Origin of the sequence: Agrobacterium sp. V1, assembly GCF_030518355.1 — a bacterium.
Classification (GTDB): domain Bacteria; phylum Pseudomonadota; class Alphaproteobacteria; order Rhizobiales; family Rhizobiaceae; genus Agrobacterium; species Agrobacterium cucumeris.
Window position 1 is genome coordinate 2,022,679 of the sequence record NZ_JAULSF010000001.1, and the last position, 20,873, is coordinate 2,043,551.

Annotated in this window: 20 protein-coding genes, 1 tRNA gene and 1 pseudogene; 11 read left to right on the forward strand and 11 right to left on the reverse strand. The window is 58.7% G+C overall.

Annotated features, from left to right (window positions below; genetic code table 11):
* Positions 1–20: 20 nt before the first annotated feature.
* The 4 genes and pseudogenes from QSV77_RS09865 to QSV77_RS09880 form a co-directional block, all read right to left on the reverse strand.
* Positions 21–929, reverse strand: a pseudogene (locus QSV77_RS09865) (DMT family transporter).
* Between the two features lie 165 nt (positions 930–1,094).
* Positions 1,095–1,484 (reverse strand): DoxX family protein, encoded by a 390-nt coding sequence (locus tag QSV77_RS09870; RefSeq protein WP_161991252.1) that lies wholly within the window; start codon positions 1,482–1,484, stop codon positions 1,095–1,097.
* A 241-nt stretch (positions 1,485–1,725) separates the two neighbouring features.
* Positions 1,726–2,343, reverse strand: a complete 618-nt coding sequence (locus QSV77_RS09875; RefSeq protein WP_142840461.1) for a L,D-transpeptidase — start codon at positions 2,341–2,343, stop codon at positions 1,726–1,728.
* Positions 2,344–2,421: 78 nt separating this feature from the next.
* Positions 2,422–3,318, reverse strand: a complete 897-nt coding sequence (locus QSV77_RS09880) for a DMT family transporter (RefSeq protein ID WP_302733318.1) — start codon at positions 3,316–3,318, stop codon at positions 2,422–2,424.
* Between the two features lie 477 nt (positions 3,319–3,795).
* On the opposite strand from QSV77_RS09880, the gene QSV77_RS09885 reads away from it, so the two are divergent.
* From QSV77_RS09885 to QSV77_RS09915, 7 genes are all read left to right on the forward strand, one after another.
* Positions 3,796–5,205, forward strand: a complete 1,410-nt coding sequence (locus QSV77_RS09885) for a circularly permuted type 2 ATP-grasp protein (RefSeq protein ID WP_302733319.1) — start codon at positions 3,796–3,798, stop codon at positions 5,203–5,205.
* 3 nt (positions 5,206–5,208) lie between these two features.
* A complete protein-coding gene (locus QSV77_RS09890) occupies positions 5,209–6,150 on the forward strand; it encodes an alpha-E domain-containing protein (RefSeq protein ID WP_142840463.1) in 942 nt (313 codons plus the stop codon).
* A 21-nt stretch (positions 6,151–6,171) separates the two neighbouring features.
* Positions 6,172–6,987, forward strand: a complete 816-nt coding sequence (locus QSV77_RS09895; RefSeq protein WP_302733320.1) for a transglutaminase family protein — start codon at positions 6,172–6,174, stop codon at positions 6,985–6,987.
* Positions 6,988–6,991: 4 nt separating this feature from the next.
* On the forward strand, positions 6,992–7,588 hold the full coding sequence (locus QSV77_RS09900; RefSeq protein WP_302733918.1) for a bifunctional 2-polyprenyl-6-hydroxyphenol methylase/3-demethylubiquinol 3-O-methyltransferase UbiG: 597 nt from the start codon (positions 6,992–6,994) through the stop codon (positions 7,586–7,588).
* Positions 7,589–7,706: 118 nt separating this feature from the next.
* Complete coding sequence (locus QSV77_RS09905; protein WP_302733322.1) at positions 7,707–8,171, forward strand: GNAT family N-acetyltransferase; 465 nt, start codon at positions 7,707–7,709, stop codon at positions 8,169–8,171.
* 49 nt (positions 8,172–8,220) lie between these two features.
* On the forward strand, positions 8,221–8,637 hold the full coding sequence (locus QSV77_RS09910) for a VOC family protein (RefSeq protein WP_302733323.1): 417 nt from the start codon (positions 8,221–8,223) through the stop codon (positions 8,635–8,637).
* Between the two features lie 19 nt (positions 8,638–8,656).
* Positions 8,657–9,289 carry a histidine phosphatase family protein gene (locus tag QSV77_RS09915; RefSeq protein WP_302733324.1) on the forward strand — a complete coding sequence of 211 codons (633 nt, stop codon included), beginning with the start codon at positions 8,657–8,659 and terminating at the stop codon, positions 9,287–9,289.
* 213 nt (positions 9,290–9,502) lie between these two features.
* On the opposite strand, the gene araD1 is transcribed toward QSV77_RS09915, so the two are convergent.
* From araD1 to chvE, 4 genes are all read right to left on the reverse strand, one after another.
* Positions 9,503–10,498 carry a 2-keto-3-deoxy-L-arabinonate dehydratase AraD1 gene (gene araD1 / locus QSV77_RS09920; protein WP_302733919.1) on the reverse strand — a complete coding sequence of 332 codons (996 nt, stop codon included), beginning with the start codon at positions 10,496–10,498 and terminating at the stop codon, positions 9,503–9,505.
* Positions 10,499–10,613: 115 nt separating this feature from the next.
* Positions 10,614–11,810, reverse strand: coding sequence for a sugar ABC transporter permease GguB (gene gguB / locus QSV77_RS09925; protein ID WP_142840470.1), 1,197 nt, complete (start codon positions 11,808–11,810; stop codon positions 10,614–10,616).
* Complete coding sequence (gguA, locus tag QSV77_RS09930) at positions 11,807–13,345, reverse strand: sugar ABC transporter ATP-binding protein GguA (RefSeq protein ID WP_142840471.1); 1,539 nt, start codon at positions 13,343–13,345, stop codon at positions 11,807–11,809. The genes gguB and gguA overlap by 4 nt, the downstream gene beginning before the upstream one ends.
* A 91-nt stretch (positions 13,346–13,436) precedes the next feature.
* Positions 13,437–14,501: a sugar ABC transporter substrate-binding protein ChvE gene (gene chvE, locus QSV77_RS09935; RefSeq protein WP_142840472.1), complete on the reverse strand. Its 1,065-nt coding sequence runs from the start codon at positions 14,499–14,501 to the stop codon at positions 13,437–13,439.
* Between the two features lie 256 nt (positions 14,502–14,757).
* On the opposite strand from chvE, the gene QSV77_RS09940 reads away from it, so the two are divergent.
* Both QSV77_RS09940 and QSV77_RS09945 read left to right on the forward strand, forming a co-directional pair.
* Positions 14,758–15,762: a LysR family transcriptional regulator gene (locus QSV77_RS09940; protein ID WP_302733325.1), complete on the forward strand. Its 1,005-nt coding sequence runs from the start codon at positions 14,758–14,760 to the stop codon at positions 15,760–15,762.
* Between the two features lie 103 nt (positions 15,763–15,865).
* On the forward strand, positions 15,866–16,327 hold the full coding sequence (locus QSV77_RS09945) for a hypothetical protein (RefSeq protein WP_302733326.1): 462 nt from the start codon (positions 15,866–15,868) through the stop codon (positions 16,325–16,327).
* Between the two features lie 46 nt (positions 16,328–16,373).
* On the opposite strand, the gene QSV77_RS09950 is transcribed toward QSV77_RS09945, so the two are convergent.
* Complete coding sequence (locus QSV77_RS09950) at positions 16,374–16,649, reverse strand: hypothetical protein (protein WP_142840476.1); 276 nt, start codon at positions 16,647–16,649, stop codon at positions 16,374–16,376.
* Positions 16,650–16,900: 251 nt separating this feature from the next.
* Positions 16,901–17,407 carry a MarR family winged helix-turn-helix transcriptional regulator gene (locus tag QSV77_RS09955; RefSeq protein ID WP_142840477.1) on the reverse strand — a complete coding sequence of 169 codons (507 nt, stop codon included), beginning with the start codon at positions 17,405–17,407 and terminating at the stop codon, positions 16,901–16,903.
* Between the two features lie 520 nt (positions 17,408–17,927).
* Between QSV77_RS09955 and QSV77_RS09960 the strand changes: the two genes are divergently transcribed.
* Both QSV77_RS09960 and QSV77_RS09965 read left to right on the forward strand, forming a co-directional pair.
* Positions 17,928–18,004: transfer RNA gene (locus QSV77_RS09960), tRNA-Arg, on the forward strand.
* A 323-nt stretch (positions 18,005–18,327) separates the two neighbouring features.
* Positions 18,328–18,651, forward strand: a complete 324-nt coding sequence (locus QSV77_RS09965; protein WP_302733327.1) for a BrnA antitoxin family protein — start codon at positions 18,328–18,330, stop codon at positions 18,649–18,651.
* Between the two features lie 89 nt (positions 18,652–18,740).
* On the opposite strand, the gene QSV77_RS09970 is transcribed toward QSV77_RS09965, so the two are convergent.
* On the reverse strand, positions 18,741–20,690 hold the full coding sequence (locus QSV77_RS09970) for a methyl-accepting chemotaxis protein (RefSeq protein WP_302733329.1): 1,950 nt from the start codon (positions 20,688–20,690) through the stop codon (positions 18,741–18,743).
* Between the last annotated feature and the right edge of the window lie 183 nt (positions 20,691–20,873).

Genomic DNA, 20,873 nt, shown 5'->3' on the forward strand with positions numbered 1-20,873 from the left:
TGCGGGGTTTTTCTTTGCCCTCACCCGCCCTGCACAACCGGTCGACGCCGGGATGGCAGGGTCATGGCCAGCACACCGGCGATGACACAGACGAGACCCACCCACATGGCAGGTGTCGGCATCTCCCCCAGAAATGCCATGCCGATCGCCACGCCGACCGGCACCCGCAGATAGGCCTGCGATGTGGTGCCGACCGAGCCGAGTGTCTGCATCAGCCGGAAATAGATCATGAAGGCGAGCGCGGTTGAAAAGACGCTCAGGCACACAAGCGAAGTGAGCGAGGCGGCCGAAGGCGACAATGTCCACGGCCGGTCAACGACCAGACTGACGGGCAAAAGCAGCACCGCACCGCAGATCAGCGAGCCAGCAGCCGGCATGATCGGATCAAGCCCCTTGAAGTTCTTGCCGAAGATCGCCGCACAGGCATAGGAAAACGCCGCCATCAGCACGGCGAGCTGGCTCCATATCGCCTCGCCCGCACCACCCAGCGCCTCCATGCCGATGATGAGGCACACGCCCGTCATGCCGGCAATGGTGCCGAACAGCTTGCGCCCGCTGACCGCCTCATGCCTGATCACCAGCGCGGTGAGAAGAAATGTGAAGATCGGCGTCGTGGCATTGAGAATGACGGCAAGCCCGGCGTCGATGCTCTGCTCCGCCCAGGCGATCAGCGTGAAAGGCAATACGCTGTTGATACAGGCCTGAATGAAGAACAGCCGCTAGGTGGCAAAATCCTTCGGCAATCGCAGCCCGCGCAACCGGATCACGACGTAGAGCAGCAGACCCGCAATCAGCGTCCGCGATGCGATGAAGGTGATGGGCGGTATCGTCTCCACCCCGATCTTGATGAACGTATAGGAGGCCGCCCATAGCGTGGACAGAAGCGCGAGCAGCAGCAATTCGCGGGCAATGGGATTTTGAGTGGTCACGGATCGACTTTCCAACAGCGTTCAGCATCAACCGTTCTTAACCCGAAAACAGGCATCTACGCTTCGGTGGCGGCCGAAGTTTCACCCCTTTTCCAAAAAGAAGCCCCGCACGGCATGACCATGCGGGGCTTCGGTAAAAAGATCGATGCTGATCGGTCGGGCAGATCAGGCCCGGCGTTCATCCGCCGAGAAAGCGCCTGGACCGGCAAAGACCAGATAGAGGAAGACGAAGCAGAACAGGATGGCGGCGTCGCCACCGTTCAGGACCGGGAAAACACTGCTCGGCGCGTGCGCCATGAAGTAGGCGACGGCCATCTGACCGGAAAGGATGAAGGCGACCGGTCGCGTGAACAGGCCGATCAGCACGAGAATGCCGCCGACGAGTTCCAGAAGCGCCGCCACCAGCATCAGGGTCGGCAACGAGCCTTCCATCTGCGATGCCGGAAAGCCGAACAGCTTCTGCGTTCCGTGTTCGATGAAAAGCAGCGCCGCGATGATGCGCAGTGCCGCAAGAGCATAAGGTCGATAGCGAGAAAGATTGTCGAAAGCTGCCATGTTCATGTGTCCCCGTTGAAGTGGTGCCGCGCTCGATACAGTGCATTCAAGCCTTTATGGATACACGTCTCGAACACCGGAAATCACGTTTCCGATATTGCAGAACTCCCTTAAATACAGAAAGGGAGGCATTCTACACATGGTTGATTTTCCAGCATAAAATTGGCCATCTGCTGAAAAACTCAACTCAAGGGTACAGACATTTTTTCGCGAGGCAAAGGCGGAAAAATCCGCCTCTCCATCACGCCTGCAGCACAACCACCTTTGAGCCAACCGGCACGCGGCTGTAAAGATCGATGATATCGTGGTTGAGCATGCGGATGCAGCCGCTGGACATCGCGTGGCCGATGGATTGCGGCTGGTTGGTGCCGTGCAGGCGGAACATGGTGTCGTTGCCGCCGCGATAAAGATAAAGCGCGCGGGCGCCGAGCGGATTGTTCGGGCCGCCCGCCATGCCACCGGCGAATTTCAGATTGCGCGGATCGCGGCGCATCATGTTTGCTGTCGGCGTCCAGGAAGGCCACTCGGATTTGCGGCCGATATAGGCGTCGCCCTTCAGCGCAAGACCCTGCCGGCCGACACCGACGCCGTAACGCATGGCGCGACCATCGCCCATGACATAATAGAGCCGCCGTGCCGGCGTATCCACCACCACCGTTCCGGCCGGATGGCTGGTATCGTAGGTGACTTCCTGCCGGCGAAGTTCCGGCTTGACCTTGTCGAGATGCATGGCGGGCAGCGGGAATTTCTCTTCCGGCATCGCCGCATAATTAAGCCTTTGCTGACCGATACCGGTATTTGCGCAGCCGGCCAGAAACAGTGGCAATCCGAACAGAACCCCACGACGTGAAATAGACATGTAACCCCCGCCAAATCATGTGATTAACGAGAGGTATAATTTTATGGTTAACAAACCCCTAATATGAGGTTGTAGTAATTAACCCGCCGCAACCGATGCAGTGGGCCGGCGGTTGGCAAGATAAACCCCCGTGACCGCGAGAACCGTACCGGCAATCATGGCCGGCGTCAGCGTTTCCCCGAACAGCCGCGCAGCTTCGACGGCGGCAAGCGGCGGCACGAGATAGATCAGCGAGGCCGCGCGCGATACCTGCCCACGCCGGATGAGATAAAGAAGCAATGCAACCGCGCCGATGGAAATCGCACCCACCGACCAGCCAAGCGTGGCGGCCAGCCCGAGGCTCCAGTCCACATGCCCGTCTTCCAGCAAAAGCGCAAAGGGAATGGTGACCAGCAGCGCGCCGACATATTGCAGCGTCGCCACCGCCATGATGTTTCCGCCATGGACATATTTCTTCTGGTACAGCGTGCCATAGGTCACCGACACCATGCCGAGCACATTCACCGCCACGGCATAAAGCGGCACGGACATGCCAAGCGCACCCGTAGCCATGACCTTCGGCAGCACGGCGATGGCGATGCCGGCAAAACCGAGCAGCAAACCGGCACGTTGCATGGGTGAGATTCTCTCGCCGATCATGAAACGGGCGGCCACCGCCGTCATCAGCGGCTGCAGACCGGCGATGATGCCGCCGATCGCCGCCGGCACGCCCTGCCCGATCGCCCACCAGATCATGCCGAGATAAATACCGTGCAGGAACACGCCGGAGAGGATCGCCCGCAGGACATCGGCGCGCTGCTTCGGCCAGGAAATGGCGGACAGCCGGCAGATCGCCCATAATATCAGGCCGGCCAGCAGGTAACGCAGACAGAGGAAGGTCAGCGGCCCGGTATAATAGACGGCATATTTAGCCGTGACCCAGCCGGTCGACCAGAGAAACACGAAGATGGCTGGAGCCAGACGGTCAAGCGACATGGGAACATCCCCTGTGCGGCACAATCCCGCCTCTCGGACATTGCCGGGGACGCAAGACCATGCAGCGAATTGATATTTCGGCCAAGGCACACCGGTGAAAAAGCAGGCCGGCTTGGCACCAGGCCTGTGGCGGCATACACGCCGTTTGCCAAGGCGGTATCGCTATCGCCGCCAAAGGTCAAAGGCGTTTTCGTGATCGCATCTTTCAGTTTTTCTTATGCGGCATCCGCAATCCATCAACCGAAAACGAACGAACAAATTTTGTGCATTCGCCCACGGCGCACACAGCACCATCATGCCCTTCCGCACTGCCGCGCCGCGCAACCATTTTGACGATGCCGCATTTATAGGCTGAAACCGAAAAAACGCTTCTTTTTTAAAACTCTAGGGCGACAAAAAATCTTCATGACGAGGTCCGCATAGTTCTTGCATTGCATTTGGCCTTGTATTCATATGGTAAAAAAGGGGACATCGAAGTTGGCATTTGACGAAATGATAAATGCGGACGAAACGCCGCGAAGCCCATATGAAAACTATAACGAGTGGTACAACCGACAGGACAGGTCGCACCTGATCCAGAAATCAAAAGACGCGGAAAACATCTTTCGAAAAACCGGCATTACTTTCGCAGTCTATGGCCATGCCGACAGTTCAGAAAAACTGATCCCCTTCGATATCATCCCGCGCATCATCTCCGGACGTGAGTGGCGCAAACTGGCCCAGGGCATCGAACAGCGCGTTCTCGCCCTCAATGCTTTCCTCGACGATATCTACCACAAGCAGGAAATCATCCGCGCCGGCCGCATCCCACGCGAAATCATCGAGAAAAACGAAGCCTTCCTGCCGGAGATGATCGGTTTCACCCCGCCCGGCGGCGTCTATACCCACATTGTCGGCACAGACATCGTCCGCACCGGCGAAGACCAGTTTTATGTTCTGGAAGACAATGCCCGCACGCCCTCCGGTGTCAGCTACATGCTGGAAAACCGCGAGACGATGATGCAGATGTTCCCGGAACTCTTCCATGAAAACCGCGTGCGGCGGGTGGAAGACTATCCCTATCTGCTGCGGCAATCGCTCGCCTCGCTCGCCCCGCCCGGCTGTTCCGGCAAGCCGCGCGTCGCGGTGCTGACGCCCGGCATCTATAATTCCGCCTATTACGAACATTCCTTCCTCGCCGACATGATGGGCGTGGAGCTGGTGGAAGGATCCGACCTGCGTGTCATGGACGGCAAGGTCAAGATGCGCACCACCCGCGGTTATGAGGCAATCGATGTTCTCTATCGCCGCGTCGACGACGACTTCCTCGATCCGCTGACCTTCCGGCCGGATTCGGCGCTCGGCGTGCCCGGCATCATGGATGTCTATCGTGCCGGCAACATCACCATCGCCAATGCCCCCGGTACCGGCATCTCCGACGACAAGGCCGTCTATTCCTACATGCCTGAGATCGTCGAATTTTATACCGGCCGCAAGCCGCTCCTGGAAAACGTGCCGACCTGGCGCTGTTCGGAGCCGGACAGCCTGAAATACGTGCTCGACAATCTTGCCGAACTGGTCGTCAAGGAAGTCCACGGTTCGGGCGGTTACGGCATGCTGGTCGGCCCCACGGCGACAAAAAAGGAACGGGCGCTGTTTGCCGAAAAGCTCAAGGCCCGCCCCTCCAACTATATTGCGCAGCCGACGCTGTCGCTGTCCACCGTGCCGATCATGGTGAAAAACGGCATCGCGCCGCGCCATGTCGATCTGCGCCCTTACGTGCTGGTGTCGGACAAGGTGAAGATCATTCCCGGCGGCCTGACCCGCGTCGCGCTCAAGCAGGGCTCGCTGGTGGTCAATTCCAGCCAGGGCGGCGGCACCAAGGATACATGGGTACTGGAGGACTAAGCCATGCTGGGCAGAACGGCAAACGGGCTCTACTGGATGTTCCGGTACATCGAGCGCGCTGAAAACATCGCCCGGCTGATCGATGCGGGTCTGCGCGTTTCACTGACGCGCTCGGGCAGCGGCGATGAAGACTGGGACGGCGTGTTGCAGAGTGCTGGCGTCCACGAGGCGTTCCTCGAAACGCACGACAAGGTGACGACGGCGGATGCGATCGATTATCTCCTGCGCGACAAGGCCAACCCGTCGAGCGTCCTCTCCTGCATCGAGGCGGGCCGCAACAATGCCCGCATGGTGCGCACCGCGCTGACGCGCGAGACATGGGAAGCGACTAACGAATTCTGGATAGAGCTCAAAACCAGCCTCGAGCGCAGGGTGAAGCCGGCGGACATGCCGCAGACCATCGACGGCATCAAACACCGCGCCGGTCTGGTGCGCGGCGCTTTCCACGGCTCGATGCTGCGCAACGATCTCTATAATTTCTCCCGCATCGGCACCTTCATCGAACGGGCCGACAACACCGCCCGCATTCTCGACGTCAAATATTACGTGCTGCTGCCGGCTGTGGCGCATGTCGGTTCCTCGCTCGACAATGCGCAATGGGAATCCATCCTGCGCTCGGTCTCGGCGCACCGTTCCTATGGCTGGGTCTATGATGCGGAATACAAGCCGGCCAATATTGCCGACTTCCTCATTCTCAACGGCCGTATGCCGCGTTCGCTCGCTTATTGCTACGAGAAGATCGCCAGCAACCTCAATTACATAGCTGAGGATTACGGCGAAAGGCACCAGGCGCATGAAACGGCCGAAAGCATTCGTGACAGCCTGCGCAAGACGACGATCAACCGCGTCATGGATGAAGGTCTGCACGAGTTTCTGGAGAGATTCATAAACCGCAACGGGCAGCTGGGACAGGAAATCATGGAAGGCTACCGCTTTTATCAATAAGCGCGTGGACGGGGACAGCTTATGCGTCTGAAAATCACCCATACGACGGAATATGTCTATGACGAGCCGACGCCCTATGCGTTGCAGCGGCTGCGCCTGACACCGCAGACAGGCCCTTGCCAGACGGTGGAGAACTGGGATGTCTCGGTAGATGGCGCCACCGTCGAAGTGACCTATGACGACCATTTCGGCAACCGGGTTGCGCTGGTGGAAACGGAAGGCCCGCAACGCAAGGTCAAGGTTGTGGCAAGCGGTCTCGTCACCACCGAAGACAGGGCCGGCGTGTTCGGGCACCATATCGGCAATGCGCCGCTCTGGCTCTTCCAGCGCGAGACGCCGCGCACCAAGCCGGGAAAACTGGTGCGTGAGCTGGTGAAAGTCAGCACTGGTGACACCGAACTCTCCCGCCTGCATGACCTCATGGAGAATATTCACCGCAAGGTGGACTATGTGCCTGGTGCAACCGACATTGAAACGACAGCGGAAACAGCGCTGGAGGCAGGCAAGGGCGTGTGCCAGGACCATGCCCATATCCTGATTTCCGCAGCGAGGCTGATGGGCCTGCCGGCCCGTTATGTTTCCGGTTATCTGATGATGGAAGAGGTGGAAGAACAGACGGCCACCCACGCCTGGGCCGAGGTGCATCTTCAGGGGCTTGGCTGGGTCGGCTTCGACGCCGCCAACAATATCTGCCCCGATGACCGTTATGTCCGCATCGCGTCGGGCCTGTGTTACCGCGATTGCGCGCCGATATCAGGCATGCGTATCGGCCCCGCCGGTGAGACGCTGAACGTGACTGTCACCGTGCAGCAGTCGCAGAGCCAGTCGCAGAGTTGAGATGATGGCCGCCAAAGACGAGGATACGATCGGTTTTTACACCGATAATGCCAACGCCTACACCACCCGGGGACAGGCCCCTGACCGCCCGCATCTGGAGACATTTCTGGCGCAGCTGCCGGGGGGCGCGAGCATTCTTGAGCTCGGATGCGGCGGCGGGCAGGACAGCGAATTCATGCTGGCTGCCGGTTTCGACGTTCACCCCACCGATGGAACACCCGAGATCGCCAAGGCGGCGCAAGCCCGGCTTGGGGTTCCCGTCGCGACATTGCTGTTCGAGGATATTGACGACAGGGAACGTTATGACGGCGTCTGGGCCAATGCCTGCCTGCTGCATGTGCCACGCGCAGCACTTGCCGGCATTATCGGCCGCATTCACGGGGCACTGAAACCGGGCGGTGTGTTTTACGCCAGTTTCAAGGCCGGAGAGGCGGAAGGCCGTGACACGTTTGGCCGTTATTACAACTATCCTTCCAGAGCCTGGCTCGAAAATCTCTACGGTCAATTTGGCTGGATGAGCGTCGGGATCACATCCCGCCAAGGCAGCGGTTACGACAAGATGCCGACCGACTGGCTACATGTGACGGCAACGAAGTCCTGATCCATTTCCGGAACTTGCCGGTTGCGAAAGCGTCTCCCGACCGTTTAAATCGCCGCATTGATTTGAAAGCATGATCCGGCTTCAGCCTGCGGGCAGAAAAGCCGGCCGGGAGACGGCCTTGTACACTATTTCCGACTATCGCGACTGCCAGTCCCATGGCCCCGTCATCGCCGACCGTGTCTGGACGGCGTGGTGGCAGGACAGCGGCCTCAAGGTCGATGATGTCGCCGAGCACCTGAAGGACATGACCAACCCGCATGCCCTGCCCACCGGTTTCGTTGCCCATGACGGTGAAGCTTATGTCGGCTCCGCATTTCTTATCCATTGCGATCTGGAGGAACGGCCGCAATATCTGCCATGGGTTGCCGCTCTCTGGGTGGAGGAAGACCGACGGCGTTCAGGCGTAGCGCGGGCCCTGATGCAGGCCGCCACGCAAAGGGCAGCCGAACTCGGCCACCATACCAGCTACCTGTGCTGCCAGCGCGATCTCGAGACCTATTACGTCAATTGCGGCTGGACGGTTCTGGAACGCGGCGTCGGCAAACACGATCTGACCGTACTGACCTACAACGCCAAAACATAAGCGTCCCGGCGCTTCCAGTGTCGGACGCCCAGTAGAGACCGGAGGAAACATGCGCCCGCCAGCAGCCATCATGGAAACCGCAATCTACGTGGATGATCTCGACGCCGCCGAGACCTTTTACCGCGATGTGTTCGGGCTGGAGGTGGTGCGCAGACTGCCCGGCCAATTCGTCTTCTTCAGATGCGGCCGACAAATGCTGCTGATCTTCGATCCGCAGCAATCCCGCCGGACCGACCCCGACAATCCGATCCCCCGCCATGGGGCGGTGGGCCAGGGCCATTTCTGCTTTTATGCAAAGGATAAATCGGAAGTGGATGGCTGGAAGGACCGGTTCGAAACGCTTGGAATTCCCGTCGAACATTACCATCGCTGGCCGAATGACAGCTATTCGGTCTATGTCCGTGATCCCGCGGGTAATTCAGTGGAGGTGGGCGAAGGCAAGCTGTGGGGGATTGAGCGGGCCTGAAAATACCGGGAAAAACAATATGAAGAACATCTTTGTCGTCACGCACACTCAGTCCGTCCACCATGTCGAGAACAAGGTCGGGGGCTGGTATGACACAGGGCTGACACCCAGGGGCAGGGCCGATGCGGAGGCGACAGCCGCCAAGCTTATGGCCTTGATCGGCAGCGCCCCGGTTGAAATCTTCAGCTCCGATCTTCTCCGAGCCTCACAGACAGCTGCAATCATCGCCGAACACCTCAAGCACCCTTTTGAAACCACGGATGACCTGCGGGAAATAAGCTATGGTTCAGCCGGCGGCATGCCGCAGGAATGGCTCGACGCCCGCCAGATCCTCGCCCCTCATCATAACCGTTTGGATCATCGCGGCGGAATTGCCGATGGAGAAACGAGACGCGAAGTGGCGGAAAGGGTGTACCGCTCCGTGAATACCATTATATCACGCCCCTGCCCCACGCAGGTCATCGTTACCCATGGCTTTGCTCTTACCTTCGTCATCGCGGCATGGATCAAGATGCCGATCGAAAACGTCGGCCATGTCAGTTTTCCGGCGCGGTCTGGAAGCATCACGCATTTGAAGGAAGACGACTATTGGCAAAATCGCGCCGTCGTTTCACTGGCGGATGTTGCGCATCTGACAGACGACGACGGTTGAGAAGCAATCGCTTCAACATTGCCCACGCGCGAAGGGACAATTGGACATAAGGCCTGACCTCCAGCGTCACCCTCGGGCTTGACCCGAGGATCCAACCACGTCTCGCGGGTCAGTCTGTTGCCGATCCTCGGGTCAAGCCCGAGGATGACGCCGAGGGGTGGGACTACCATGTGATGGCGCCACCCCTTGGCATTCTCAAAATCAGCTCGCAGATCAGATCTGGCGAACGGCGATCTCTTCTTCCGCGTCCACGGCCAACGGGTTCTTCAGCGGCAGGCCGAAACCGGCTGCCTCGATCTCGAACACGTCGCCCGCTTCCGGCTTGATGCCGTCTGCGAAAGAGAGCGTGGCCGTGCCGAACATGTGCACATGCACATCGCCAGGCGCGCGGAACAGGCCGTATTTGAAGTGGTGATATTCGAGGTTCGCGAAGGTATGGGACATGTTGTCCTCACCCGAAACGAACGGCTTTTCGAAGATGACCCTGTCGCCGCGACGGATGCGCGAGGTGCCGCGAATATCCGAAGGTGCCGCACCGACACGGATTTCCGGGCCAAAGCTTGCCGGGCGCAGCTTGGAATGGGCGAGGTAGAGATAGTTGACCCGCTCGGTGACGTGATCGGAAAACTCGTTGGAGACGGCAAAGCCGATGCGAACGGGCTCGCCCTTGTCCGAAATGACATAGATGCCGGCCATCTCAGGCTCTTCGCCGCCATCCAGCGCAAAGGATGGCGACGTGAGCGCCGCACCCGGTGCCGCAGCCACATGACCGTTGCCCTTGTAGAACCACTCGGGCTGTACGCCCTTTTCACCGGCCTTCGGCTTGCCGTTTTCAAGACCCATGCGGAACATCTTCATGGAATCCGTCAGGCTTTCCTCGGCGGCTTCCGTGGTCTTCTTGTGCATGCTGTCGCGGGTCGCGGCCGAGCCGAGATGGGTAAGGCCCGTGCCGGTCAGATGCAGATGCGCCGGATCGGGATGGGTGATCGGCGGCAGGAAACGGCCCTCGGCATAGGCCTTTTCGAGATCGACGGCATCGCCCAGGCCATGGGCGGAAACAACGTCGGCAAGGCTCTTGCCGCTATTGGCGGCTTCCATGGCAAGCGCGTAGACCGAACCGGCACCCTTGACCGCCTGCGCCTGTCCGCCGTCTTCGCGAACCGCTACAATGATTTTGCCACTGGCATCTTTGATCTGTGAAATGAGCACGGGTTTTCCTTCCTGCGGCGCCATGCGCCTTATCCGCTACGGCGCGTCGCGCCTGCATCTTATGAAAGTGGCCGGAAACCGGCCACTTTTTTGACTTGCGATTTGGGTGGGCCGATCAGCCCTTGTTCTTGTTGTAGACGTCGAAGAACACGGCGGCGAGCAGCACGAGGCCCTTGACCATCTGCTGGAAGTCGATGCCGAGACCGACGATCGACATGCCGTTGTTCATGACGCCCATGATGAAGGCGCCGATGACCGCACCGGTGATCTTGCCAACGCCGCCGGAGGCCGAAGCGCCGCCAATGAAGCAGGCCGCGATCACGTCAAGCTCGAAGCCCACGCCGGCCTTCGGCGTCGCCGAGTTGAGGCGGGTCGCGATGATCATGCCGGCAAGACCGGCCAGCACGCCCATGTTGACGAAGGTGAGGAAGCTCAGGCGTTCGGTGTTGATACCGGAAAGCTTGGTTGCCTTCTCATTGCCGCCCATGGCGTAGACACGGCGACCGATGGTCGTGCGGCGCGTCACGAAGCTGTAAAGCGCGATGAGGACAAGCATCACGATCAGCACGTTCGGCAGGCCGCGATAGGTGGACAGCTGGTAACCCAGGAACAGGATAGCGCCTGAGATCAGCAGATTCTGCACGATGAAGAAACCGAACGGCTCCACGTCGATGCCATGCTTCACGTTCACCACGCGACGACGCCACGCCAGATAAAACAGCGCCACGGTGATCAGCACGGTCAGGATCATCGAGGTGGTGTTGAGACCTTCGATACCGCCGATATCAGGCAGGAAGCCGGTGCTGATGATCTGGAAGTCGGTCGGGAAAGGACCGATGTTCTTGCCGCCGAGCACGAACAGCGTCAGGCCGCGGAACACCAGCATGCCCGCCAAGGTCACGATGAAGGACGGAATACGGTGATAGGCGATCCAGTAACCCTGGGCAGCACCGATGATGCCGCCGATGACGAGACAAATCAGCGCCGCCAGAAACGGGTTCATGCCCCATTGCACGGTCAATATCGCCGCTATCGCGCCGACGAAGGCGACGATGGAGCCGACCGAAAGGTCGATATGCCCGGCAACGATGACCAGCAGCATGCCCAGCGCCATGATGACGATGAACGAGTTCTGCAGGATGAGGTTGGTGAGGTTGACCGGACGGAACAGGATGCCGCCGGTGTAGAACTGGAAGAAAACCATGATGGCGACGAGCGCGATCAGCATGCCATATTCGCGGATATTCGAGCGAATATAGGATGAGATCGAGATGACGTTACTTTCTTCGCTTGTTGTGTTTGCCGAACTCATGAGTTCTTCTCCCCTGAGCGCATGATAGCGCGCATGATGCTTTCCTGGCTCGCCTCTCCCTTCGGCAATTCAGCGACGATGCGGCCTTCGTTCATGACGTAGATGCGGTCGCAATTGCCGAGCAGTTCGGGCATTTCCGATGATATCATCAGAACGCCTTTGCCGTCGGCAGCGAGCTGGTTGATGATGGTGTAAATTTCATATTTCGCGCCGACATCGATGCCGCGGGTCGGCTCGTCGAGGATCAGCACGTCAGGATCGGAGAACAGCCACTTGGATAGCACCACCTTCTGCTGGTTGCCGCCGGAAAGATTGACCGTTTCCTGAAAGATGCCCGAAGACCGGATGCGCAGGCGCGTGCGGAAATCGCTCGCCACCTTCATTTCCTTGATGTCGTCGATGACGCTGGCCTTGGACACGCCGGCCAGGTTGGCAAGCGTGGTGTTGTGCAGGATGTTGTCGTTGAGCACGAGGCCGAGATGTTTGCGGTCTTCCGTAACATAGGCAAGACCGGCATCGATGGCGCGGCGCACGGTGCTGACATCCACGGGTTTGCCGTGGATCAGCACTTCACCGCTGATCTTGTGGCCGTAGGACTTGCCGAACACGCTCATCGCGAATTCGGTGCGCCCTGCCCCCATCAGCCCGGCAATGCCGACGACTTCGCCCTTGCGCACGGTGACGTTGATATCGTGCAGAACCTTCCGGTCACGGTGCTGCTGGTGATAGGCGTTCCAGTTCTTCACTTCGAGAATGGTCTCGCCGATCGGCACATCGCGCGGCGGATAACGATCTTCGAGATCACGCCCAACCATGTTGCGGATGATGACATCCTCGCTGATTTCTTCCTGATGACAGTCGAGCGTCTTCACCGTCATGCCATCGCGCAAAACGGTGATCTGGTCGGCCACCTTGCGCACTTCGTTGAGCTTGTGGGTGATGATGATCGACGTCATGCCCTGCTTGCGGAATTCGATCAAAAGGTTGAGCAGCGCCTCGGAATCGCTTTCGTTGAGCGATGCGGTCGGCTCGTCGAGGATGAGCAGCTTCACGCTCTTCGACAATGCCTTGGCGATTTCCACCAGCTGCTGCTTGCCCACACCGATATCGGTGATCAGCGTCTCCGGCGATTCCTTCAGGCCCACCTTCTTTAAAAGTTCGCGGGTCCGGTTGAAGGTCTGCTGCCAGCTGATGACGCCGTTCGAGGCGACCTCGTTGCCGAGGAAGATGTTTTCCGCAATCGACAGGAGCGGCACCAATGCCAGTTCCTGGTGAATGATGATGATACCAATATCTTCGCTATCATTGATGGCGCGAAAATTCCGCACTGCGCCTTCATAGTGGATTTCGCCCTCATAGGTGCCGGCGGGATAAACACCGGAAAGGACCTTCATCAAGGTCGACTTCCCCGCGCCGTTCTCACCGACGAGTGCGTGGATCTCACCCTCTTTAACCTTGAGGTTGACGTTCTCAAGCGCTTTCACGCCCGGAAACGTCTTGGTGATGTTCCGCATTTCGAGAATGGTATTGGCCATATCGCAATCCAGCGCCCGATTAATTTCGGCGTTTTTATTTTTATGGAAAAACGGGGATGACGCCAAGTCATCCCCGCATGTGTCTTCAGGCTTATTTCAGCTGGTCTTCTTTGTAATAACCGCCATCAACGAGAACCTGCTTGTAGTTCTCCTTGGTCACGGCAACCGGCTTCAGCAGGTAGGACGGAACGACCTTGACGCCATTTTCATAGGTCTTGGTGTCGTTTACCTCAGGCTCCTTGCCCTGCAGAACGGCATTCACCATGTCGACGGTAACCTTCGCGAGTTCGCGGGTGTCCTTGAAGATGGTGGAATACTGTTCGCCTGCAATGATCGACTTGACCGACGGGACTTCAGCGTCCTGACCGGAAACGACCGGCAGCGGCTGGTCCTTCGAACCATAACCAACGCCCTTCAGCGAGGAGATGATGCCGATGGACAGACCGTCGTAAGGCGACAGAACGGCGTCAACCTTGGCGTCGGTGTAATAAGCCGACAGCAGGTTATCCATACGGGCCTGGGCCGTTGCCGGATCCCAACGCAGCGTACCGACCTTGTCCATGCCCATCTGGCCGGACTTCACGACCAGCTTGCCGCTGTCGATGTAAGGCTTCAGAACCGACATTGCGCCGTCATAGAAGAAGAAGGCGTTGTTGTCGTCAGGAGAACCGCCGAACAGCTCGATGTTGAACGGACCCTTGCCGTCCTTCAGGCCAAGCTTGTCAACGATCGAAGTTGCCTGCAGAACGCCAACCTGGAAGTTATCGAACGTTGCGTAGTAGCTGACGTCGCCGCTGTTGCGGATAAGGCGGTCATAAGCGATGACCTTGATGCCCTGCTCGCCAGCCTGCTTCAGAACGTCCGAAAGCGTGGTGCCGTCGATCGAGGCGATCACGAGGACTTTCACGCCCTTGGTGACCATGTTTTCGATCTGGGACAGCTGGTTCGGAATGTCGTCGTCGGCATATTGCAGGTCGGTCGTGTAACCGGCTTCCTGCAGCTGCTTGACGATGTTGTTGCCGTCGTCGATCCAGCGAGCGGAAGACTTGGTCGGCATGGCAATGCCGACGGAACCCTTGTCCTGTGCGAAAGCCGGTGCTGCGAAGGAAGCAGCACCGATGGCACAAGCCGCCATCAGCGAAATAATGGACTTCATTAACTCTCTCCCTTGAACCCTTTTCTGGCACCCGCATGTTGCGGCGCACCATGAAATTCATGCCGTCAGAGGAAGGAGCCGCGTTCGGCCCGTTCCGATCTCGCAGCTGCGAAATGGAACAGATGCCGCTCCTCCCCGGCATCCCGCAAACTGTTCTGAATCCATATAACTGTCAAATAGAATAAATCTGTTTCCATATATCAATTTCGCTATATTAAATCGATACAATAAGCGATGAGTGGGTATAAACACGCGAATGAACAACCAAAAAGTGTATGAGCAGGCGCAAACAACAGAGGCCCTTTTCGTCTTTGAAGACAACCCGCTTCTGCGCGCCGGATTGAAGATGAGCCATCTGCGCATGCTGGTCATGATCGAGGAACACGGGCAGGTCAGCGCAGCCGCAGCGGCCATGAACATAACACAGCCGGCGGCCTCGCGCATGCTTTCCGAAATGGAAGCCATCGTCAAAAGCCCGCTCTGTCAAAGGGCCTCGCGCGGCGTGGTGCTGACCAAATTCGGCGAGGCGCTGGCCCGCCGGGCGCGCACCATATTGCTGGAACTGCGCGAGGCAAGCCGCGAGCTTAACCAGATGAAATCCGGCAGCGGCGGCTCGGTCTATATCGGCGCCGTCACGGCACCCGCCATCAGCCTTGTGGTTCCCGCCATCAAGCGGGCGACAGACACCTATCCCGGTATCGAGATCAACGTGCAGGTGGAAAGCAGCAATGTGCTGGCCCGGGAGTTGCTGGCCGCGCGCCACGATTTCATCATCGGCCGCATTCCTGACGATTTCGACCCCGGCCTGTTTTCCATCCATGAAATCGGCATCGAGCGCGCCTGTCTGGTGGTCGGCGAAGGCCACCCCCTGCTTGGCGGCGAGCCGGTAACGCTGAACGATCTTTCGGCTTATGATTGGGTTTTCCAGCCGCCCGGCGCCCTGCTGCGCAGAACGATGGAGGACGTGTTCCTCACCCATGGCGTTGCCATGCCGCGCAATATCATCAACACGCCGTCCATGCTTCTGACGCTCGCGCTGATCTGCAACACCAATGCGATTGCGCCGATCGCGCAGGACATGGCCGAATTCGTGGCCGGCCAGCAGGCCGGCATCGGCCGCACCCGCATCCTGCCGACGGATTTCGAACTTGTGGTCAAGCCCTATAGCATCATCACCACCAAAGGCCGTGTTTTGCCGCCCAGCGCCCGGCTGCTTTACGATCTGGTACTGGATGAGAGCCGAAAGCTGACCGGGCCATGATGATGGCCGCCTGACAAGGGGCCCGCGACGAGGTGACAAGCCAGACGCCACCTTCATCTTATAAACAGCCCGGATTTACGAGCCGGCGCAGGGGAACAGCCGCATGCTTTTCGGACAATCCGTCTTCCAGTCGGTCGTCGAAAGACTGAAGCAGGAAAGAGAAGAGGAAGCCGCGGAACCGCCGCCGCCAGTCAACCACCGCATCGCCGGTTTCAATTCCAGCTTCGTCGTCGGCACGCCTTCTGCTGCACCGCAACCGGTCAATGGCGGTCTCGATGCCTATCTCGCCTTTCTGGCCGACCCGGCACCGCCGCCTGAACCCCAGCCGGAGCCAGAGCCGGAACCCATGCCGGCCCATCTCGAAAAGACCTCGCTCGCGGATGTGTCAATGGAACTGGCGATCCATGAAACCGACACCGCCGCAACGCTTGCGGAAAAACGCCGCGCCTTTGCCCGTCTCAACCACCCCGACGGCGTGAAACCGGAATTCCGGCACAATGCGACCCTGCGCATGACCGCGGCAAATCTGCTGATCGACCAGGCGATACGGATGCTGAAAACTTAAATAGTGGAATGCCAGGCAGCGATGCCTGCCGCAGGATATGCCGCTGTCAGCCGGCGTCGTTTTTATCGACGGGCGCGTTATCGGCGGGTTCGTCTGGCGCAGCCTTGTCCGCTCCGCCCTTGGCCGCATCATCAACGCTCACGGGTTTGAATTTCACCAGCAGCTCATAGGCCGCATAGGCGGCGATGCCGCCGACGATCGTGCCCCAGAAAAATTCGCGATTGACGAATTCGATCACCGCCCAGGCCGCACAGAAACCGACGATCAGCAACCTGACCCATAAAGGGCGATAAAGCGGATGGCTGGTATCGATGTTCAGCATGGCGTTCCCGTTTCCGGCCTTTTCCGCCACACCGCGCTCTTACGGCATCGGGTGACCAAAGGCATATGCAGGTCGTCTTGGCCGTTTCACAGGAAAATTGCAACGCAAATCGAGCCGCCACCGATCAGGCTGTCGTGAAAATACCGGAACGGCAAATCACCATGCACAGCCCCGCGAGCCGGAGGTTAGGCCCGACCCGCACTTTCCGGGTCGTTGCTCGCAGAGCAATCCCCCGTCGACGAGAGCCCCGCTCAGTCCCGCAGACGTCCAAGCAGCGACAGCAGCTGGTCGCGGGCTTTCTTGCCGCCAATCCTGTCGATCAGCTTTTCCTCACGGTCACGCCATGAATCGGAAAGGCTGTCGAGAAGACGGCTGCCTTCCTCGGTCATGTCGAGAAAATGAACACGCCTGTCCTCTTCCGACCGGCGGCGGACAAGCAGCCCCTTGTCTTCCATGCTGTCGACGATCGCGACAAAATTGGCGCGCTGGATGCCGAGCGCTTCCGCCACATCGCTCTGTTTCAGGCCCGGATTGCCACCAACAATGACGAGAACCGAAAAATCAGCCGGTCGCAATCCCCGTTCCGCCAGCACATCGGAGAACCCATTTGCCACGGCAAGTTGCGAGTGCCGTAAATGATAGCCGATCGCCGTCGTCAACAGTCCATAGTCAATTGCCGTAAGATGCACCGGTTCCACTCCGTCGCTTTCGGCCTTTTCCGCCCGCGGCCCGTTGCTATGTGCCAATCGCAAAGCCATCCGATCCCCCGCTTGATTCGTTCCTTTACCCTGCCGAAATCATAACCGACAACGTTCCAAAACTGTATCCCAAATAAATGTAGATGATACTAATATTGTATAATAATTTGACAGTTAATCCGCAAAAACCCAAACCCCGCTTCCAGGCCGCCATCCGGAGGCCGGGAAAAATATGACTATTTACCCGCCGATTTTGAGGGTATCGCACGGCCCGCCGCACCGTGTTTGAAAGGCATCGCGCCAATCCCAGCGCTTGCCCGTGGTGGCGGCAAAACAGCAACAGGATCAGGCGATAACATACTACTTATAGGGGAAACCCGATTTCAACAGAAAAAGCAATACGCCAAACGACGCATTGTTTCCGGAACCCGCACAAAGGCATCAGCACCCCACAACAAACCGCGTCTCACCCCGGCAGAAAAACACGTGCCGTTTCGCAAATCTCTGATTTTTAGACATTGATGCGGAAAGAAAGCTGGGGTATGAACCAACCGCTGCACGCGATTCAAGCGTGACCGCTGCACCCGTAGCTCAGCTGGATAGAGTGTTGGATTCCGATTCCAAAGGTCACAGGTTCGAATCCTGTCGGGTGCGCCATTATTTCAATCACTTGGCAAATGAGATTGAAACTATCTCACCCGAAAGGGAGCGCGCCGCTGCGCCCAGGGTAAAATTCTTCCATTGTTTCTAATGGCGCTGTAAGCGCCCATGACAAACCAGCGCCGATCGGTATCGCGCAGGTAGATCGCCGATTGAATTTTTCGCAGGCTCCATTGTCATATCGGCCAATGAAAACCGCTTTATGGCCGTGGGTGAATTTGAGGGACGTATCATTGTCGCGGTTTTTTTCGCCCGTTGGGCTCGCAGTGCCTGTCCGTGATTTCAATGCGGCCAGCCAGCGCCAGGGAAAGGAGGTTCTGATGCCTGTTAAATTTTCTTCGAAACGTTTGCTCACGCAAAAGGAAGAGGTGGAAGTCCAGCGGATGATCGCATCTGATGTGGATGCCCCGGAAGCCACGGACGAACAAATCGCCCTGGCAAAGCCATTTCGCAAGTTTTTCCCTGGCCTTGGAAAAAACATCGATCGGGAACTCGCCCGTCACGGCAGGCCAAAAGCGGAAACGTTGAAAACGCCCGTTACGATCCGGCTCGACCCCGAAGTTGTGGAACGCTACAAAGCCATGGGTAAGGTTTGGCAGTCGCGCAAAAACAGCGACTTGAGAAAGCTGTCCGGTCTTCATTGAGCCCGCAATACAAAGCCGCCCAACGTTAACCTCCTAGAACATCGGCGGAGATATCCCCGCCGATGTTCCTGCAAATAACCGACCGTCGCTTAAAACTCCTGCCAGTCATCCTTTGACGTATCCACCGCCGCATTGCCGGAGAAGGCGGAGGCGAGCTTGCGGCCCAGCGCGCGGACGGGGGATGCGACCGGCCTGTCGTTGCCGCCGGCATTGCGAACCGGAGCGGGCTGGCTCTTCTGCTGATAGGCGGCATCGCCAAGCCTGAACTGCGAGAGCAGCTGGTTAAGCGAGGCGACTTCCTTGGCGAGGCTGTGGCTTGCGGCATTGGTTTCTTCCACCATCGCCGCATTTTTCTGCGTATCCTGATCCATCTGGTTGACGGCCGTATTGATCTGCTGGAGGCCGGAAGACTGCTCCTGTGCGGATTCGACGATGGAAACCACGTGCCGGTTGATCTCCTGCACTTCCGAGACGATGGTCGCCAGCGCCTTGCCGGTGTCGCCCACCAGCTGAACGCCCTGCTGCACCTGATCGTTGGACGTGGTGATCAACGCCTTGATTTCCTTCGCCGCACTGGCGGAGCGCTGCGCAAGCTCGCGCACTTCCTGTGCGACGACAGCAAATCCCTTGCCGGCCTCGCCCGCACGCGCGGCCTCCACACCGGCATTCAGCGCCAGAAGATTGGTCTGGAAGGCGATTTCGTCGATCACGCCGATGATATTGCTGATTTCATTGGCGGATTTGGCGATCTGTTCCATGGCGACCACGGCGCGGCGCACCACTTCGCCGGATTGTTCGGCACCCGCCTTGGCGCGGCTGACGATCTGGCCGGCTTCTTGCGCACGCTTGGTGGAATCGCGCACCGTGGTGGTGATCTCTTCCAGGGCGGCGGCGGTTTCTTCCACGGCTGCGGCCTGCTGTTCCGTGCGCTTGGCAAGATCATCGGCGGCCGATTTGATCTCGTTTGCGCCAGCGCCGATGCCACCGGCATTCTGCGCAACCTTGGTCAGCGCGCCCTGCAGCTTTTCAGCCGACATGTTGAAGTCGTTGCGAACGCCATCCAGCGCTGCCGTGAACGGCTGGCCGATGCGGTAGGAAACATCGCCTTCGGACAGTTTCGAAAGGCCGGCAGCGAGATTATCGACTGCGAACTTAACGTCCGCCGCTTCGCGCGCCTTCTGCTGCTCACGCTCGATGCGGTCCTTTTCCGAAAGGCTGCGATTGGCTTCGGTTTCTTGTTCGAGGCGGATACGCTCGAGCGCATTTTCGCGGAATACCTGAACGGCTTTGGCCATCTGGCCGACTTCGTCTCCGCGGCCCGTGCCGTCGATTTCCGCCGCCGTCTCGCCGCCGGCCAGTGCCACCATCCGTTCGCGCAGGCGGGCAATCGGCGCGGTGATGCCACGCGACGCCACGAAAATCGCCAGAATGACACCGATGGAGAAAACAAATCCGATCGCGGCAAGCGATGTCAGGATCGTCGAATTGGTCTGGTCCGTCAGATCGTCACTACCCTTGATGACGCCTTTTGCCAGCTTGTCCAGCAGCGCCGCCATCTCAACGGCGGCGGGCCGAATGGAGGCATCAGCCTTCAGCATCTCCGCTGCCGCTTCCGCGGAGCGATCTGCGAGGCCAAATTCGACCGCCTTGTCGGTTATCGCAGTAATCTCCTGCGATTTCGCCATAAAGCCGTTGATGGCACTGGCCTCTTCGGGAAAGGCCGCCTTCACATTGTTGAGGCGCATCACCAGCAGCCGCTTGCTCTCGGTATAAAATTCCCTGGCAACCTTGATATCCGGCCCGCTCGCATCATAGGCCATCACCTGATAGGCACCATAGGCAACCGCGGCGAGATTCCGGTTGGCCCGCGCAAGCTCCACCAGAGCGGCGTTGTCATTGGCAATGAAGAACGAATAGGCCGTATCCGCCTCCTTGTAACGGCTGGACATGAAGGCGGTCGCGGCGAGACCGACGATGCAGAGCGGCAGAATAAGCGACAGGATTTTGGTGCGAATGCTGGCGTTTTGAAGGAAAGACACGGAAACCTCACGTCAATGAAAAACCGCTCCTTCCCCGTGCCGGAGGTGTTCGGCAAAACTGACATTGCACGTCGAACGCCTCGATCATTGAGGCTTCGCGAGACGCATCACCGGCCCGAGCCGCGATTTGCATCATGCATGCGCCCGCCAAAAGTGATGCCCGCCCTTCAAATATCGACAGGT

What these genes read in the sequence shown, in the direction of transcription:
- QSV77_RS09870 (WP_161991252.1), bottom strand. Translation starts at nt 1,484, where the DNA reads ATGGCAGCTTTCGACAATCTTTCTCGCTATCGACCTTATGCTCTTGCG.
- QSV77_RS09875 (WP_142840461.1), bottom strand. Translation starts at nt 2,343, where the DNA reads ATGTCTATTTCACGTCGTGGGGTTCTGTTCGGATTGCCACTGTTTCTG.
- QSV77_RS09880 (WP_302733318.1), bottom strand. Translation starts at nt 3,318, where the DNA reads ATGTCGCTTGACCGTCTGGCTCCAGCCATCTTCGTGTTTCTCTGGTCG.
- QSV77_RS09890 (WP_142840463.1), top strand. Translation starts at nt 5,209, where the DNA reads ATGCTGGGCAGAACGGCAAACGGGCTCTACTGGATGTTCCGGTACATC.
- QSV77_RS09895 (WP_302733320.1), top strand. Translation starts at nt 6,172, where the DNA reads ATGCGTCTGAAAATCACCCATACGACGGAATATGTCTATGACGAGCCG.
- QSV77_RS09900 (WP_302733918.1), top strand. Translation starts at nt 6,992, where the DNA reads ATGGCCGCCAAAGACGAGGATACGATCGGTTTTTACACCGATAATGCC.
- QSV77_RS09910 (WP_302733323.1), top strand. Translation starts at nt 8,221, where the DNA reads ATGCGCCCGCCAGCAGCCATCATGGAAACCGCAATCTACGTGGATGAT.
- QSV77_RS09915 (WP_302733324.1), top strand. Translation starts at nt 8,657, where the DNA reads ATGAAGAACATCTTTGTCGTCACGCACACTCAGTCCGTCCACCATGTC.
- gguB (WP_142840470.1), bottom strand. Translation starts at nt 11,810, where the DNA reads ATGAGTTCGGCAAACACAACAAGCGAAGAAAGTAACGTCATCTCGATC.
- gguA (WP_142840471.1), bottom strand. Translation starts at nt 13,345, where the DNA reads ATGGCCAATACCATTCTCGAAATGCGGAACATCACCAAGACGTTTCCG.
- chvE (WP_142840472.1), bottom strand. Translation starts at nt 14,501, where the DNA reads ATGAAGTCCATTATTTCGCTGATGGCGGCTTGTGCCATCGGTGCTGCT.
- QSV77_RS09940 (WP_302733325.1), top strand. Translation starts at nt 14,758, where the DNA reads ATGAACAACCAAAAAGTGTATGAGCAGGCGCAAACAACAGAGGCCCTT.
- QSV77_RS09945 (WP_302733326.1), top strand. Translation starts at nt 15,866, where the DNA reads ATGCTTTTCGGACAATCCGTCTTCCAGTCGGTCGTCGAAAGACTGAAG.
- QSV77_RS09950 (WP_142840476.1), bottom strand. Translation starts at nt 16,649, where the DNA reads ATGCTGAACATCGATACCAGCCATCCGCTTTATCGCCCTTTATGGGTC.
- QSV77_RS09955 (WP_142840477.1), bottom strand. Translation starts at nt 17,407, where the DNA reads ATGGCTTTGCGATTGGCACATAGCAACGGGCCGCGGGCGGAAAAGGCC.
- QSV77_RS09965 (WP_302733327.1), top strand. Translation starts at nt 18,328, where the DNA reads ATGCCTGTTAAATTTTCTTCGAAACGTTTGCTCACGCAAAAGGAAGAG.